Source organism: Mycobacterium sp. SMC-8, from assembly GCF_025263565.1.
GTDB lineage: Bacteria > Actinomycetota > Actinomycetes > Mycobacteriales > Mycobacteriaceae > Mycobacterium.
This window is the reverse complement of record NZ_CP079865.1, coordinates 1,579,023-1,594,268: the sequence shown is the minus strand read 5'-3', so window position 1 is coordinate 1,594,268 and position 15,246 is coordinate 1,579,023. Positions and strand designations below refer to the sequence as shown.

Annotated in this window: 9 protein-coding genes and 1 pseudogene; 5 read left to right on the top strand and 5 right to left on the bottom strand. The window is 61.9% G+C overall.

Annotated features, from left to right (window positions below; genetic code table 11):
• Positions 1-33: 33 nt before the first annotated feature.
• The gene (locus KXD97_RS07775; RefSeq protein WP_260756161.1) at positions 34-633 is read right to left on the bottom strand and encodes a hypothetical protein; all 600 of its coding nucleotides are present in this window, start codon (positions 631-633) and stop codon (positions 34-36) included.
• A 749-nt stretch (positions 634-1,382) separates the two neighbouring features.
• Between KXD97_RS07775 and KXD97_RS07770 the strand changes: the two genes are divergently transcribed.
• Both KXD97_RS07770 and KXD97_RS07765 read left to right on the top strand, forming a co-directional pair.
• Positions 1,383-3,350, top strand: a complete 1,968-nt coding sequence (locus KXD97_RS07770; RefSeq protein WP_260756160.1) for a hypothetical protein — start codon at positions 1,383-1,385, stop codon at positions 3,348-3,350.
• A 27-nt stretch (positions 3,351-3,377) separates the two neighbouring features.
• The gene (locus tag KXD97_RS07765; RefSeq protein ID WP_260756159.1) at positions 3,378-3,743 is read left to right on the top strand and encodes a hypothetical protein; all 366 of its coding nucleotides are present in this window, start codon (positions 3,378-3,380) and stop codon (positions 3,741-3,743) included.
• A gap of 487 nt (positions 3,744-4,230) precedes the next feature.
• Here the strand turns inward: KXD97_RS07765 and KXD97_RS07760 are convergent, their stop codons facing one another.
• From KXD97_RS07760 to KXD97_RS07750, 3 genes are all read right to left on the bottom strand, one after another.
• Positions 4,231-6,015: a hypothetical protein gene (locus tag KXD97_RS07760; protein WP_260756158.1), complete on the bottom strand. Its 1,785-nt coding sequence runs from the start codon at positions 6,013-6,015 to the stop codon at positions 4,231-4,233.
• Complete coding sequence (locus tag KXD97_RS07755; protein WP_260756157.1) at positions 6,012-7,115, bottom strand: hypothetical protein; 1,104 nt, start codon at positions 7,113-7,115, stop codon at positions 6,012-6,014. Before KXD97_RS07755 ends, KXD97_RS07760 begins: the two co-directional genes overlap by 4 nt.
• A gap of 338 nt (positions 7,116-7,453) precedes the next feature.
• A complete protein-coding gene (locus KXD97_RS07750) occupies positions 7,454-7,672 on the bottom strand; it encodes a hypothetical protein (protein ID WP_260756156.1) in 219 nt (72 codons plus the stop codon).
• A gap of 1,260 nt (positions 7,673-8,932) precedes the next feature.
• Here KXD97_RS07750 and KXD97_RS07745 point away from each other — a divergent pair.
• From KXD97_RS07745 to KXD97_RS07735, 3 genes and pseudogenes are all read left to right on the top strand, one after another.
• A complete protein-coding gene (locus KXD97_RS07745) occupies positions 8,933-9,367 on the top strand; it encodes a hypothetical protein (protein ID WP_260756155.1) in 435 nt (144 codons plus the stop codon).
• Between the two features lie 46 nt (positions 9,368-9,413).
• On the top strand, positions 9,414-12,173 hold the full coding sequence (locus tag KXD97_RS07740) for a hypothetical protein (protein WP_260756154.1): 2,760 nt from the start codon (positions 9,414-9,416) through the stop codon (positions 12,171-12,173).
• A 532-nt stretch (positions 12,174-12,705) separates the two neighbouring features.
• Positions 12,706-14,349 (top strand): annotated as a pseudogene (locus KXD97_RS07735) (IS1634 family transposase).
• A gap of 95 nt (positions 14,350-14,444) precedes the next feature.
• Here the strand turns inward: KXD97_RS07735 and istB are convergent.
• The gene (gene istB / locus KXD97_RS07730) at positions 14,445-15,245 is read right to left on the bottom strand and encodes an IS21-like element helper ATPase IstB (RefSeq protein WP_070351813.1); all 801 of its coding nucleotides are present in this window, start codon (positions 15,243-15,245) and stop codon (positions 14,445-14,447) included.
• Between the last annotated feature and the right edge of the window lies 1 nt (position 15,246).

Here is a 15,246-nt window from a genome sequence, read left to right as displayed (position 1 = left end):
GCGGCGGTCCGCCGAGAGCACTGGTCTGCGAGTTCAAGTGAGGGTTCCAGGCAAGGTTTTCTCGATTGTGGCCGTCAGCCGGTCGTGGGGAGTGTGATCGGCGCCGTAAAAGTCGATGACGTATGACAGCGCGTTGTAGAACGTCGCGACTGCGGTGGTGAGCAGTCGTTGAAGGTGTGTGCTGTTCACGCGCAAGGTGAACTCGACGTGGTCACCGCGGTTGACCGGATCCCGGAACTGGCGGGCAAGATCCAGGGAGGGATGCGTGCCACTTGACAACAGACCGTAAACGCCGCGCGCCTGGCTCCCGCTCAAGGAACTGCCCGCCGACCGAGCCAGCAACCCGAACATCCACTCGACACCCGCCTCTGGTCCTAGAAAACGCTGACCTGCCAACGTACGACCGGGTGCGCTCTCGCTCAGATCCTCTGCGGTGGCTTCCGGGAAGGTAGCAATCGCCCGTCTACGAACCTCTGTCCATCGCCACTTCGCCGCGAGGTAATTTTCATCCTGTTTGGAACCTAACCGGCTGGCCGCCGCCTTGGTGGCTTCAGCGCTAGCGAAAGTCTCCAGGTAGGCCCGGGCGAGGATGTCGACATAGCGAATCGGCGAATCACCCAGAACCCACAACACACGAGAACTGTGCTCGACGACAGAACGCGCGACCGGCAGTGGCGGGAGATCAACTCCTCGGCCCGATAGAGTGCCGCTAGGCCGCCCAGATGGGCAGCGGCAATCTCGAGGTACGTGACAACCACCTCGGAGACTAAGTCGAAGCCAGCCGACATGTCGGCGCTGGAGACTGCCGGATCACGTTGCGACAGAATGATTTTCGCTCTCGCAGCTGGCGATCCCTCGCGCGGCTGCCAGAGTGATTCATCAGCTGTTGCTAAGAAGGAGCTTCGGCACTGCTCGGCCACGTCGGCCAGTTCGTTGAGTCGAGCGGCGGCGGCACTGTTCGGTTTCTGTCCTCTGCCCATTAGGTGGGCTCCTATCTACGACGGATTCGTCGGCGGTCGTGGTCTGCCAATCGGCACGCGGGTACGTCGTATGTCGGCGCCAGTCATCATGCTGCCAGTCTCATCCAAATGTGGATCGGCTGTACTCGCGCGGACGCGGAGGAGCATGACGTCCGCTGGGCCCCGGCTCCGGCGGTTACCCATGCCTACTCTGGTAACGCGCAGACCCCTCTGGCCCTAACGGGTCGTGGATCCCTGCCGTCGCGGCTGACAACCGGCTACAAGACGGGGCTCGACGGATCGCAGTCCCTCTTAACCGAGCTGTTGGCATCGCGCCTGGATGGGTCTAGGGCGCGGGGAGTGCGCAGTACAGTCAACGGTGTCGTTGCGGTTCGCTGTGTGTAACCGAGGAGGGCAGAGGCTTTGTTCGAACAGCACTCGCGGTGGCTTGAGGAACTGCGCGAGTACATCAGTCGGAAGGAGCCGGTCACCTGCCGTGCCGGCTACATGCCGCTGACCGCAATCACGCTGGAGATCACGGCCGCGGGTGCTGACCCCCGCCCACACGACGGCGTATACATTGACAGCTGGACCTCGATGGCCACCGACTTGGCCGACAGCCTGCAGTGGATCGGCCCCGAACTTCTCGCCTTGGTCGACACAGCGGCGCGAAGCGTTCATCAAGTCATCACCAACGGTCTCCTGGTGCCGCGGGCGGGCGCAGCCCGGCCGCGAATTGACGACACCCAACGACCCGCCGTCGCCAGGCAGGCCGCCGCGCTTGCGGCGTTGCTGGATCGCGACGACGCGCTCGTGGCCGCGTGGCGCGACTTGGTGGCCGGCTGCCAGGACACCAACCATGTTCTGTACCCCAGCGAGCGAATCGCGTACCTACGCGACACCGTGGTGGGCCTCAGCGAATACCGTCGACAGGATCGCGCCTATTTCAGCCCCCTCCCGACTGCCGTTCAGGTGCTCATGGGCTACGCCAGCAGCGTGCAGCAGGCTCAAGCAATGGTCGGCGATCCCGTCGACCCCCGCCTCGACGACCCCCAGGCTCGGGCCAACCTCACCGACAGTGAATTGGCTAACCTTGCCGAGCGCTGCATCCTCAAGCGTCCGCCGACAGGTCAGTACGTGGTCTGGTTTCGCCTCAGCCCGGGGTATTTCCTGGGCAGCGATCCGTACGTGACGCATGGAGGTATCACCTTTTACGAAGCTCAGAGCCTCGCCACCTTGTTGATCCAGCAAGACCGGGCGCACGAGGTGCTGGAGGGCGTCGTCCCCGACGAATTGCTCACCGAGGAAATCCGCGACCTTCAACTGTCGGACAAGGTCGACGACACCACCGGATTCGAATACCTTCCGGCACTAGTCTATGCCCGCGTCGAGGTTCGCGACGTCGAACACCACCGTGCAGTGGCGGCGGCGAGGACGCACCTTGACGCGGTGCTGGCGGTGGTGGGCCATACGGATGGCATGTGGGAGGTCCTCGGTGGCCATCTCTTCTTCGACGGCTCTCCGTGGGCGCCGTCGATCCCTCGATGGGGATTGAAGTCCCCGCTACCCGAGCCTGACTTCTACCAGAATGACCATTTCGTCCAGGATTTGGCTAATTTCACCGCCAACGGGCATCTCATCACCGCCGACATCGCTGACGCGGTGCAGCCCGCGTTGCGTCTGTCAGCGGCACTCAAGAACACGCCGCGCACCGACGCAGAAGGCACGGTGATGGCGGCGGTCCGGGCCATCGAGCACTGCAACACCTGGATCGCACCGACCGGCGGCCTGCGGTGGTACACCTTCATCGATCAGTATTTGACCGACGGATACACCCTCACAGTGTTCGCCCGGCGAGTGGTATTCGACGTCTTCGCAGCGGTGCAGCAGTACCGCCCCGACCGCACCCCGGGTGCGTCAACTCCACCGGAACTCGCTGTGATCGAGGCTGACATCCTTGTTGACGGGGGATGGGGCACCCGCATCGACAGCCCCAGGACCATTGCCCACGTCGCAACCCTCCGAGGGATCTATGCCGATCACTGGCTGGCGCGCCGCCTCGCCGAGAGCGACGACATCCTGACCTCGCCCGCGACGATCAGCACCGCGTTTGACGAGGAGCGTCGCCGCGTCGATGCAAGAGTCAAGCGTCTCACCCGATCCCGCAACGCCGCGATTCATGGTGGCACCCTCTCGGAAGAGGCATGCGCAACCATCACCGACTTGGCCGCGGTCTTGGCGCAAGACGCGCTGAACACCTCGATCTGGGCCCGCGTCACCGGACGACCACCCGAGGCTTACGCCACCAGTCGCGCCGACGAGCACCGACAGCGGATCGCCAACCTCAAGAGCGGCGGAAACTTGACCAACCTGTTCACCCTCACTCCGTGAACCTCTGGCCTGGCCCTAGGTGATGCGGTGTCGAATTTCGTGGCTCCCAGCAGCGCCGCGGTAGGACAGAAAATGGACGACATTCCAGTCGACCCTTACGAAGCCGTGATCCGCAGTCGCGATAAGCAGGTTGGACTGCGGTTGCCGCTGGCTGTCGGTCAGCGGATTGACGCACTACTTGCGCGGGCCACGGAGGCCGGTGAGAGGACCAATCGCAAGGAACTGATTGCCGCACTTCTCGCGACTGCCGAACTGTCGGGTGAGGAGCTCGGCCGCATGTTGCGGCAGTACCGCACCTCGAAGGTCGGCGATGTGTTGTTGGATCGCGATGACTCTGGGGCCGGCGTAATCCAACTCGTGTCTCACAAGCCAGGCCCTCGCAAGGCGCGTTGAGGCACATCGGCACCGACGGCCGTCGGGAATACGGAGCCACTGGGGGACTTAAGCGAGCACATCCCCTTCGACCGTCGATCTCCCGGCAACCGGGCAAAGTAGTCAAAAACACAAAGGTCACGAACCATTTCTGGTTCGTGACCTTTGTGCCTGCAGCTCGTAGAACCGCTCGTGGTGGGCAGTTCAGTTACGCTGGTCAGCGCGGGTTTGTGTGCCCGCTTCCACTGCGTTTTGAGGGTTTGTCCACAGGCTTTCCGATGCGCAGCGGCCGTTCTGCGTATGGCGTCGTTATGGCTGGTAAGCCCCTAGGGGCCCGGCGTGATCGGCTGCTTGTCGGATGCTGAAGAACGCGGGCCTACGTCGCGTTGCCGGTTCTGCCCGAAGTTGCCTCATCGCGGCCGAAATCTCCACAACCTTGTTCGCCTCGAACACACCAATAGGCGGGCTGACCGAAGGAGCCAGCCCGCCTAGCTGCGAGAAGGGTTTGTCAGCTGCGTCGGGGCATCGGCGTGGGTTGGTGTCCGAGATCGGCGGCAAGTTGGCGCAGCCGGATGTCGATGGCTTCGGTGCGCCGCATCTTGGGGTCGTAGTTCTGTTGGGCGCGGATGTTGACGGTTGCGGCGGCCAACGCGATGGCGATCTTGATCATCGGCGTTCTGCGCGGCCCCGTGGTCAGTGAGTCCAGGCCGGCGACGTGGCGAGACTTGAGCTGGCTGAATCGTTGTTCGGTGAGTGCTCGGGCGGCTTCGAAGTACAGGGTGTGCTCCCAGGAGCCGGGGACGAGGTCCCACTGGGCCATCTTGAGCTGACCATCGGTGAGGTAGACGGTGATACTGGAGTTACTGCAGCACGCCATGGCGTCGGCAGGCCAGTCTGGTTCGGCCATCGGCAGTCCGGTGACCTCGGTGTGCATCGATTCGGGTTTGTGCGGGCACATGACGGTCCCGAGTGCTGCCGGGCAGACTTGCCGGATCTTGACCCGCTTCGGTGGTGTGGCGCCAAGTGCTGGCCGACCGAATCGGCAGTCAGTCATTACCGGCCTTGAGTGCAGCCCCATCAGGAAGGGATAGATGGCTTGCAGGCGGCGATCGTGGGTTCCGAAATTGTCTTGTGCAAGGAGTTCTTCGGTGCTGGGAGTGCGGTGGCCGGTGATCCGTTTGGTCACTGCGGGACAGTAGAACGCGCCGGCGTACTGCAGGGGTCCGGGTTCGAGTCCGTCGGGTGCGCCCGGCGGTGAGGCGCTCGGGTATTCGACGGTCCAGTGCTTCGGGTAGCGCACCACCGGTGAGAAGCCGTGTTCGAGCATGAGCTCGGCGAACCCGTTCTTGGGGTTGTAACCCATATCGGCGGCGAGCAGCGGTCGCCGGGATCGGCCGCTCCTACTTCCGCGGCGCCCATCGATACCGTTGCGGCGAGCGTGGGTCAACGCGGTCGCTAGGCCCTCGACGCTGCCGCTGGTCGGGGCGTGGACGTCCATGCCGACGAACAGGGCGGGCTGGGCGTGCAAGGCGTCGCGGCGCGCGACCCGGGACACGAAGGTGGCTCCGATGCCGAATCCGCTGGATTTGATCTCGCCTGGGATGCCGGGTTGTTTGATTTGGCCGCGCTTGTCGCGGGCCCAGTACCGCGCTACCGAGGATGCTCCGCGGTAACGCTCTGGACGGGTGCCCAACATGCCGTCGGGTGCCGCGGTGTTGATGATCGTTTCGTCGACAACGACGTCGCCGTGACAGTCGGGTGGGGCAACGGTCCTGATCGACCCGTAGAGCAGATCGTTGATCACTGCGGTCAGTCGTTGATTGGCCGCGGCGCTGCGGGCATGGTCCTCGGGGCTGCGGGCGTGGAGGCGGGCGGTGTATTCGGCGTTGGTCATCCGCCGGGCGGGCAGATCTGAGTCAGGGTCCAGGGGTTGCATGCGCAAGCTCCAGAACCGGTGGAAGCGTTTGTACTCGGTGTCTGCCATGGTTCTGATTGCGGTGCAGTCTTGTCCTGCCATGCCGACCGCGGCGAGCTGATTGGCGCTGAATTCGCCGAGGGTGTCCATGGTGCCCCGCAGACTGTACGGGCGCCCGATGATGAATCGCACAAGCAGCGCGACGAGCACCCCGGTCACGGTGTAGGTAATCCCTACGGGCTTGCGGCCGCCCGGCTGTGCGGTGTGGCGGTAGTAGTCTTCGATGCTCTGTGCTGCACCAGATTTCACGATCACCTCCAGCGCGGTGGCGAATACATCGTCGGCGATCGTGCACAACTGCTGTCGGTTGCGGATCATCGCCGCGCCTCGTCGAGGATGGTGATGGCGTGGCGCAGTTTGTACTGTGTCACCAGGCTGCGTTCATCGACGAGGATTCGCAGTTCGCATAGGTCGGCGAGTTGTTGCAGCAGTACTGCCGGTATGCGTTCGGCCAGATCCAGCACCCACCGATTGCGCAACGCGATCGGGTCGATGCTGGGGTGGCCGTGGTTGCGCAGTTGCTCACCGATTCGGTTGACGATGTTGCGTTCCGCGGCCACGGCGTGGGGGGCCAAGATGAGGCGGTCGCCGAGGCCTGCCGCAAGTCCCACGAGCCGGGCACCAATCTCGCGGTCCCAGACCGGCACCTGGCGCACACCTCCGCCAAGATTCGGCAACGCCACAACCGCGACTGCACGACCGTCGACGGTGGTGGTCGTGATCGCGGTGCCGCGCAGGCTCCGGAAGTCCGCCGGCCGGGCGCCTGCACCGTAGCTGAGGTCTAGCAGTGCTTGCGTCCGTTGCGATAGGCGTGCCGGCAGCCGAGGGATCAGCGTCCGCAGGCGCGCGATCTCGGCATGGCTAGCCACCGGATGCCGATGCCGCGCCGACGCGTTCATGCCGATCCTGGGCGGGAACTGTTGTGGATGTAGACGGCGGCCCGTCCGGTACAGGATGTAGCGGCGTTGGTCAGCGGATCGCTTGCTGGCGGTGGCCGTGGCGGCCAGGTGTTCGTCGACGTTGGCCCTGGTAAACGCCCGTACCGGGTCGACCACATCGCCGAACGCCGCCCACACCAAGAATCGCGCGACGTGTCCGACATCTTTGCGGTCTTGTTCGGCGCTGGTGAACGGCACCTGGCACCGCAGGGTCGCGGCCGCCGTGATCGCTGCGCGCGCCACCTCCGGGTCGTCGGCACCGACGGTCTGGCGCAGCAGTGTGGCCAGCCGGTCATGCTCCGACGGTGGCAGCGCGGGAAGCTGCCTCACCGCGGATTGAGCGACGAGCATCGCTGTTTGCGCCGCTGACTCCGCGGCGGGACCGTGAGCAGCCGCCTGAGGGCTGACCGGTGGGCTGGCCGCGATGGTCATCTTCTTGAACCGCGCCATCAGCGGGCCGTCCTCGCCCCGATTGACCAACGGTCGCAAGCTGGTCGGCCTGCACGGTTTCGGTAGGGCGTCTTCGCGCCTAGCAACCTCGGCCCCAGGATTCGGTCGAGGCAATCCGGCGTGGACGGTTGACAGGTTTGTTCGTGCACGGTGGAATACACCTATCCCTCCTTGAGGGGTCTAGAGCCGAGAGACTCTTGATGAACGCCGAAGCTGGGTTGCCCCCCAGCTTTTGGCATTTCTGGGCTCGGCACAGCCGAGAAAGGTGAATGTTCGCGTTTCGGCGCGAGACCGTTCTAAGAGCTACCTATTCGGGCGTCCTTCCCTTGATTGTGGTCGTCGTGCAGCGGTCCATTGAAGCGGCGCTTCTACGCCCCGTCTGCCGGTGCCGGCGAGTCCGCGGCAGAGCACTGCGCGAAACAGGTATCTGTTTGGTCAGGCAGTGCTCCGGCGAGAAGACGCTCCCCCGTCTGGGACAGCGTCAGACCTTGGGCATCGGCGTAGTCATAGATTCGGGCGGCCAGCTCGGGGGTTAAGCTGAACTCCACGCGCACGCGCTCGCGGCGTTTCATTACCGGTCGAGCCATGGAAACCACCTCTGCTGTGGAGGTCCGGATCACTCCGGAGGAGGCCGAAGATCTCGTGGCGCGAATATAGCCGAACATTGGCTACACCCGTTTCCGGCAATATCGATCGGCACTGTAATCCGTTGCTTCTCAATAGCTTTGGGTTCTATATCGGCATCCAAATTTCGAGTGCCGACATAGGTAAAAGCGTTGTGCGCAAAGATCTTTCATGCGCGTTTTTGTGGATTGACTGCTTGTGCGCGCTGCACGGCATCTGTGCCTTCGACAGAAAGAATCGTCCTTCGGCGTGTCGTCTACGCGTAGGCTGTGGTCGCGACGATTTAAAAGACGCACTCGGATGCCTACGCCATGGAAAAACAAGACTGCCGTCGCCTCACCGATTTGCAGGACGAAGCACTATGGCGAGCAACACGTCACACCGTGCTATCGCCACGCGCCGTCCATGATCGCCGGATCATCGACATCGGCCGCAGCCGTAGCCGCCCTATCGAGATGCTCAACGGCCAGCCCACGAGTGTGTCCATCCACGTCTGAACGTTGACGCAGGTCATCGTCTGACTTCTCGGAGGCCCGCTCGGCCGATTGGTCTGTCATCTGGACGCCTTCCCATCTACGACATTGCTGTGTCGCGTAGGCCGCTACTCATGGACGTCAACATCAAGAGCTTGCACAGAGGGCGGCGTGGAGAAACGATGCTATGGGATACGCCTCGCCCCCGGCGGCACGCGAAAGGGTGGGCTCGCCATGGAAAGGCAACCAGCAATGGAGTTCCAAGACCGCGGGAGTGCCTACCTCGATCGAGTTCTAGCCGATCCCGAGCGCGCGGAACGCGTCACCCAGATCCGCCAGCAGATGCTTGCTGACGATTGCGCTTATCGAGCTGATCAGCGAGCAACGCAGGACTAGTGGTGTCAGGTGGCCTCGGCCCACTCTGGGTGGTGCTTGTAATCTCAATGTCCGACCTCTTCCATGCTTGGGCGCGGCTGGGTTGTATCCGCCACTTGTTTGCCGTGTGTCAGGCCCCCGTCGGGTGCCCCACGCGGTCGGAAGTTCAGCTCACGAGTTGTCGGACCACGGCCCTACAGTGGGCCGCGAGGTGACGCGGAAGACATCCCACAGATGCCAACACGCCACACGCAACGCAGGACGGCGCAACAGACTTTCGACTAGGCTAGCCCTGTGGAGCAGCGCAGCTTGACAGAGCGTCGAAATTGTGCATAGTTCATTTATAGAACATGTGTGCGAGGATGGAGGCACTGAATGAGCTCGACCGCGACTGAGATGCGCGCCGACGGCTTCATCGCGACGCTGCTCGCCGGTCTGGCACTCCGCGACGTGGAAGCTCTGAGCATCCGCGGAACGGAGTTCGACAGTGCAGCAAAACGAGTGTTCGATCTTCTTCGCTACAAGCATGCGCCTGCTCATTCGATCGATCTACGATTCCGTGTATACCTCGACAAAATCTACGGGGACTCACCCGTCGTCAGAGAGGCGCTGAGTCAAGCAGCCCAGAGCGACTTGATCGCCCTTGACGACCCTGAATACCAAAATCTGCGGATCAAACTTAACTGTAAAGAAGCAGGACTCTTGGCCGCACAGCTTCCAGGTGGGGCTGCATTGGCAGAAGCTCTCGCAGACGACTTCCTGTCCGACTATGCGTGGGTGGTTCGCAAGCACGTCCGTAGCAGTCAGTAGAGCACGTCTGCCAGAACATTAACCGCTAGGCCGGTAGCCTCGCGCTATGTCGTCACAGATTGCCGATGTGCTGGCCGACTATAAGGCCAACATAGAGGCCTTGGCTGAACAGCTTCTTGCCACATACGTGGAGCGTTTGGCGTCTGCGAAACCTGCACCAAATGCGAAAGAATTTAATGACCCCGTCTGGGGAACGCTGTATGTGAACGCTTTTGAGGTACTGGTCTTAGATAGTCCGTTACTACAGCGGTTACGGCGCATTCGGCAGCTAGGAGTCGCGCATCTGGTCTATCCGGGAGCGGTGCATACTCGATTTGAACATGGCCTCGGGGTGTCTCATCAAGTCAGCCAACTGGCGGAGTCGCTCGAACGTCATTCGGTCAACGCCCCCGGCCAACGGGAACACAATCGCCTAGACGATTGGCATATTGCAATCCTTCGTCTGGCGGCCATATGTCATGACACTGGCCACGGCGTGATGTCCCATGTGTCCGAGAACGCTCTAGACAACGACGCAACATGCGCTGATATACGCTTAGCATTCACGGACTACCTTGAAGATCAGAAAGTTCGCAATCTTGGCGAAATCGCGTCCTACTTTTTGCTGGGCTCGCCGGCATTCGGAAGAATGCTGACAACAGCGGCTGAGTTAGTCCCGGATGGCCTCCCCGTCATACGCCAGGGCCAATCGCAAGTGGACAAGATTAAGGAGTACCAAACCAAACTACCGCGTCTGATTGTCGGTCAAGCGATTGACGACGAGTACCCTCTGATACACGAGCTCATAAGTGGGCCCTTCGACGCTGACAAACTCGACTACATGTCGCGCGACGCCATGATGTGTGGATTGCCCGTTGTGACGGATATACCAAGGCTGATTCAAAAGGTTCGTTCTCGACGCTTAGGCCAGTCCGAGTTGCCTGCGCCTATAGGTGCAACGGTGAGACAAAATCACAGCTACGTGATGACAGGAATTGCTCGATCAGGAGCACGCACTCTAGATGAGCTGTCGTTAGCTCGGACGCTGATGTTCGATAAAGTTTATCGGCACCAAAAGGTACGGGCCGCCGAGGCAATGGTTGCTGGCATCTTCGACCAACTGTTACAAGTCGCCGGCTCGCCGGCTGCCATGCTTCCCTTCCGCGTCTGCGACGAAGAATTGTTGGGTTTGACGGTTCGCTCAGCTCAGGACCTCTTGGATCTGGACGAGGATCAGATCCAGGACAACACGATCGCTAGGCACATACGGACTGCGGTCGATCTTGCGGAGCGCCTGCGCCGCCGCGAGTTGCTTTCGCGGTGCTTCGCCTTCAGCGAACGGATGCCGCTGGATCCCCACAGGGCAGATGCCGGCCGACCAGCTGCGACCCAGAAGTTGAAAGCGACGATTGAGGACCCACGCCGCCGACTTGACCTCATCCGACTGATTGTCACTGAAGCCGCCGAGATAGCAAGCCTTATAGGAGAACCCCCACCCAACAGCGTCGTCCCCGAGGGCGACGTCATTCCATACGTTTGGATGAGTGCACCTCGGACCACGGACGGTACTGGAAAGGTCGGGCAGATAGGCCATGCGTGGTTGATCGGATCCTCTGAAGAAGAGCTGCGCCAAGCTCGTGACGAGTACGCCGAGACCGACCTGTGGTCTAACTCGTATGTTGCAACACGGGATCTAGGTCTTATCTTCTGCCCGCGAGAAATTCGCCGTTCGATGTACCTCGCAGCCGAAAGCGTTGTACGCCGGGAGTTCGGGCTACGCGTACCTCGAACGATGCTCGCGTTCGCCAAGCAAGATGCAGCAGCGCTGGAGGTGAGCAGGCGCACTCTGGCTAGTAATGGATGGTACGACGGAAAGCCTCACGACCTGCGTCCGACGCCAAATGTGTTAACGCTAGCAAACGCTGCAGCGAGACTAAGGGCACTAATAGTCGAAAATCTTGGCGGTTACCAGGGGCCGCTAACTACCGATGCTAGCGGGGAGGCGCGTACAGAATCCCTCCTTACACCCGACCGGGTAGCGAATTGGATAAAGCAGTTCCCTACAGATGAGCTTGCCGAGAGCGCGCTCTGCATGTTGGAGGGAGTCCGGCACATCAATCGGTCGTACCTCAATAGTGCCCTCGAAGAGTACCTTCAACAGGACAGCGAACGCGGCCCATCGATCTTGGTCCCTTTCGGGCAGCCAAAAGACTCGTCCAGCGTCCTAACATACATGGTGCGGGATCTGGGCAGCAGATTTGACTTCGAACTCAAACCTATCACTGACGCGGTTTTCATGGATCAGCCCATCATTATGATCGATGACTATGTCGGACGCGGTAGTGCAGGTATAGAAATACTTGAGAACTGGCTAGGAGCGGCGAGCACGCAGGACCTTAATCAAAGTAGGGTCGAGCCACTGCCGTCCCGAGTACGCCCTGAACTGCTCAAAGCTGATATTACGATCCTTTTTGCAAATGGGAAACAAGAGGGCGCCGACAGCCTGAGCAATCGAGCCGCAGCACTGGGCTTTGAAAACTTGAAAACTCACATCTACAACACAGATATTCCGTCTCTTCACTCACCGGCTATTATCCCGGATGAGGGAAAGCGCTCTAGGTTAATCGACTTCTGCCGTATCCAAGGCGCTAAAGCCATCATGGAGTCCGGAAAGTCGGAGGCCGTAAGTGAAGAGCGTGCGCTCGGATATGGCAACGACGCGCTACTTCTTGTTGGATCATTTAACACCCCGACGGCGACACTGACGTGCATTTGGAAAGGCAGTAGCGTCTGGACACCGCTACTACCGCGGCTTACAAAAAACTAAGGAGCGAAGGTGGAGATAATCAAAATAAGAAGACTACAAACTTCCACTAGAAATGGGTTCGTTGCATAGCTTGGCCGAGACTGAAAGGGGCACGGCCTTGGTCCGCGTTGCCGTGGCGTGACTGATTCCGGTGTTCTTCGTGGCGAGCGGGCTTGTTCTACCGTGCCTTGCGCCGTGCCGTCAAAAATAGATGCGCTGCATCGCGTCGAGCGTTAGCACGAGCGCCAAGATACGGCGCGACGCCGGCTAGCACCCCTAGCGTCGCCCCAAACATCGCGGGCAACCCGCCTGAGAAGGAACCGACCACGAGGCCACCCACCCCAAGACCTCCGGGCGCCGCCATCTGCCACCAGCGGTCCGATATAGACGACTTCTCCAGGCGGTGCGAGTGTCGCTTGCCAGGGTGATGGGACCACCTGACCTGAGTTGGGTCACTTTGGTCAGTTTTGTAGGGTGGCGGTGTCTTGAGCTGCGGTGATGTCTCCGCTTAGTGCCCCTGCTAGGCACTAATTTGGGTCAGTAGGCTGCCTGGATGGTGTGGATTCGGCGGGTGCGCACGGCCTCGGGCGCGACCGCGGTCCAGATCGCCGAATCCGTCGATGGCCGCCGCCGGATCGTGCGCCATGTGGGCTCTGCGCGTGATGACGCCGAGCTGGGTCTGCTGCTCGAGGAGGCCCGCCGGCTGTTGGCCGATGACACCCAAGGCGAGTTGGATCTGGGGATCACGCCGAAAGCCGTTCGGGCCCATATGGTTCCACCGCCAGCTGGCATGCTGTTCACCGAGGATGCTGGAGAATCCGCAGTACGGGAGTTGGTGGTGCGGCCGCGGGTGCTCAAGAGCTGCAGCGGGCTGCTGTATGACGCCCTGGCGCAGGTGTATGCCAGCCTGGGGTTCGACGACGCGGTCGGCGATGAGGTCTTCCGTGACCTGGTCATCGCCCGGGTGGTCGAGCCGACCAGCCTGCTCGACGCCGATCGGGTCCTCGCCGAGCTGGGACGTACCTCAGCGTCACTGTCGACCCGCAAGCGCACCCTGCGCCGTGCCCGCGGTGGTGGTTACCGCGACCAGATCGCCGCAGCGTGTTTCGCCCACGCCCGCACCGCCGGTGATGTCAGCCTGGTGCTTTACGACGTCACGACCCTGTATTTCGAGGCCGACAAGGAAGACGACCTACGCCGCGTGGGGTACTCCAAGGAACGCCGAGTGGACCCGCAGATCGTGGTCGGGCTGCTGGTCGATCGGTGCGGATTCCTTGGAAATCGGCTGTTTCGAAGGAAACAAGGCCGAAACTCTGACGATCGTGCCGATCGTGAAGGCATTCCAAGCCCGCCACGAGATCACCGACATTGTCGTCGTCGCTGATGCGGGCATGCTGGCCAGCGGCAATCTGCGCGAACTTGATGAGGCAGGGTTGCGGTTCATCGTCGGATCGAGGGTTACCAAAGCGCCCAACGATCTGGCCTCGCACTTCCATTGGCACGGCGACTTCTTCACCGATGGCCAGATCATCGACACCATCACCCCACGCGATCGACGCGGCACCGCGACCAAGACCAGCGACCCCAAGCGCAAAGCCGAGCCCGTCTGGGATCCGGCGACCCACACCAAGTCCTGGCGGGCGGTGTGGGCGTACTCGACCAAACGCGCGGTGCGCGACACCAAGACGCTCAACCTGCAGGAGAACAAGGCCCGCGCGGTCGTCGCCGGCGAGAAAGCCGCGCGGGTACCGCGGTTCATCAAGAACTGCAACGGTTCCCAAGAATTTGACGAGGCGTCGTTGCAGCGCGCCCGCCGCTTGGTCGGGCTCAAGGGCTACGTCACCAACATCGACGCCGCACTGATGCCCGCGACCGAAGTGGTCGCCAGCTACCACGACCTCTGGCACGTCGAGGCGTCCTTCCGGATGTCCAAATCCGACCTCGCTGCCCGGCCCATGTTCGCCCGCACCCGCGACGCCATCGAAGCCCACCTGACCATCGTGTTCACCGCCCTGGCCGTCAGCCGCGAAGTCCAGACCCGCACCGGCCTGTCACTGCGCCGATTCCTACGCACCCTCAAACCCTGCGATCAGCCACCATCGACCTCAACGGCGTCATCGCCACCTACCCGCCAGCCCTAAACACCGAGGTCAACGCAATCCTCAACGCACTGAACGCCGAGAATTCAAGGCACTAAGCCAAATGACCCAACTCGGGCCAGGCGGTGCGAGTGTCGCTTGCCAGGGTGATGGGACCACCTGATTGCCAGGGGGATGGGACCACCGTGGCGCGTTATCGAGGATGCTCGTCGGGTCCCTCTGGGTCAAGCTGACCGGGTCGGGTGCGTTGGCGGTAGGACGGTCCTTCGATGACCAGGGTGTGGGCCGCAGCGGTGAGTCGGTCGATGGCTGATTGGGCGAGCAGGGTGTCGGCGGTCATGGTCAGCCATTCGGCGGGTTCCCGGTTTGATGTCACGATGGTGGTCTTGGTTTGGTGGCGTTCGACGACGATTTCGTAGAAGTCGCTGGTTTCGGTGGCGTCGAGGGGTCGCAGCGCGAAGTCGTCGATGATGAGGACGTCGACGGCCGCCAGTCGGCGGATCTCGGCGTCGACGGTGTGGTCGAGTCGGGCGGCGCGTAGCCGGGTGAACAGTTTGTCGGATCGGGCGAACAGGACGGTGTGGCGGCGACGAATGGCCAAGTGCCCCAGTGCTGTTGCCAGATGTGTTTTGCCTACGCCCACGGGCCCGAGGATGATTGCGGACTGTCCGGCGTCGAGGAATCGTAGCGAGGTCAGGTCGCCGAGCAGGGTACGGTCGTAGCGCAGGTCCTGTTGTGCGGTCCAGGAGTCGAAGCGCATCGTCGGGTCGAGTCCGGCTTTGGCCGCCCGCAGGGCGGCTGATCGGGATTCGCGTCGGGATACTTCGTCGGCAAGAAGTGTTTCGAGGAATCCGATGTGGCTGAGTTTGTGCTGGCGGGCCAGTGCGGCCCGTTCGGGCAGGGTGTCGGCCAGGGCGCCGAGCTTGAGCGCTTTGAGCAGTCGGAGCAGGTCGGCGCCGACCGGGTCTGCGGCCACGCGGTTGGTAGTGGTCATA

Bases quoted from the DNA above. Each gene is read 5' to 3' on its own strand.
- KXD97_RS07745 (WP_260756155.1), top strand. From the start codon at position 8,933: ATGAGCTCGACCGCGACTGAGATGCGCGCCGACGGCTTCATCGCGACG.
- KXD97_RS07750 (WP_260756156.1), bottom strand. From the start codon at position 7,672: ATGGCTCGACCGGTAATGAAACGCCGCGAGCGCGTGCGCGTGGAGTTC.
- KXD97_RS07740 (WP_260756154.1), top strand. From the start codon at position 9,414: ATGTCGTCACAGATTGCCGATGTGCTGGCCGACTATAAGGCCAACATA.
- KXD97_RS07760 (WP_260756158.1), bottom strand. From the start codon at position 6,015: ATGATCCGCAACCGACAGCAGTTGTGCACGATCGCCGACGATGTATTC.
- istB (WP_070351813.1), bottom strand. From the start codon at position 15,245: ATGACCACTACCAACCGCGTGGCCGCAGACCCGGTCGGCGCCGACCTG.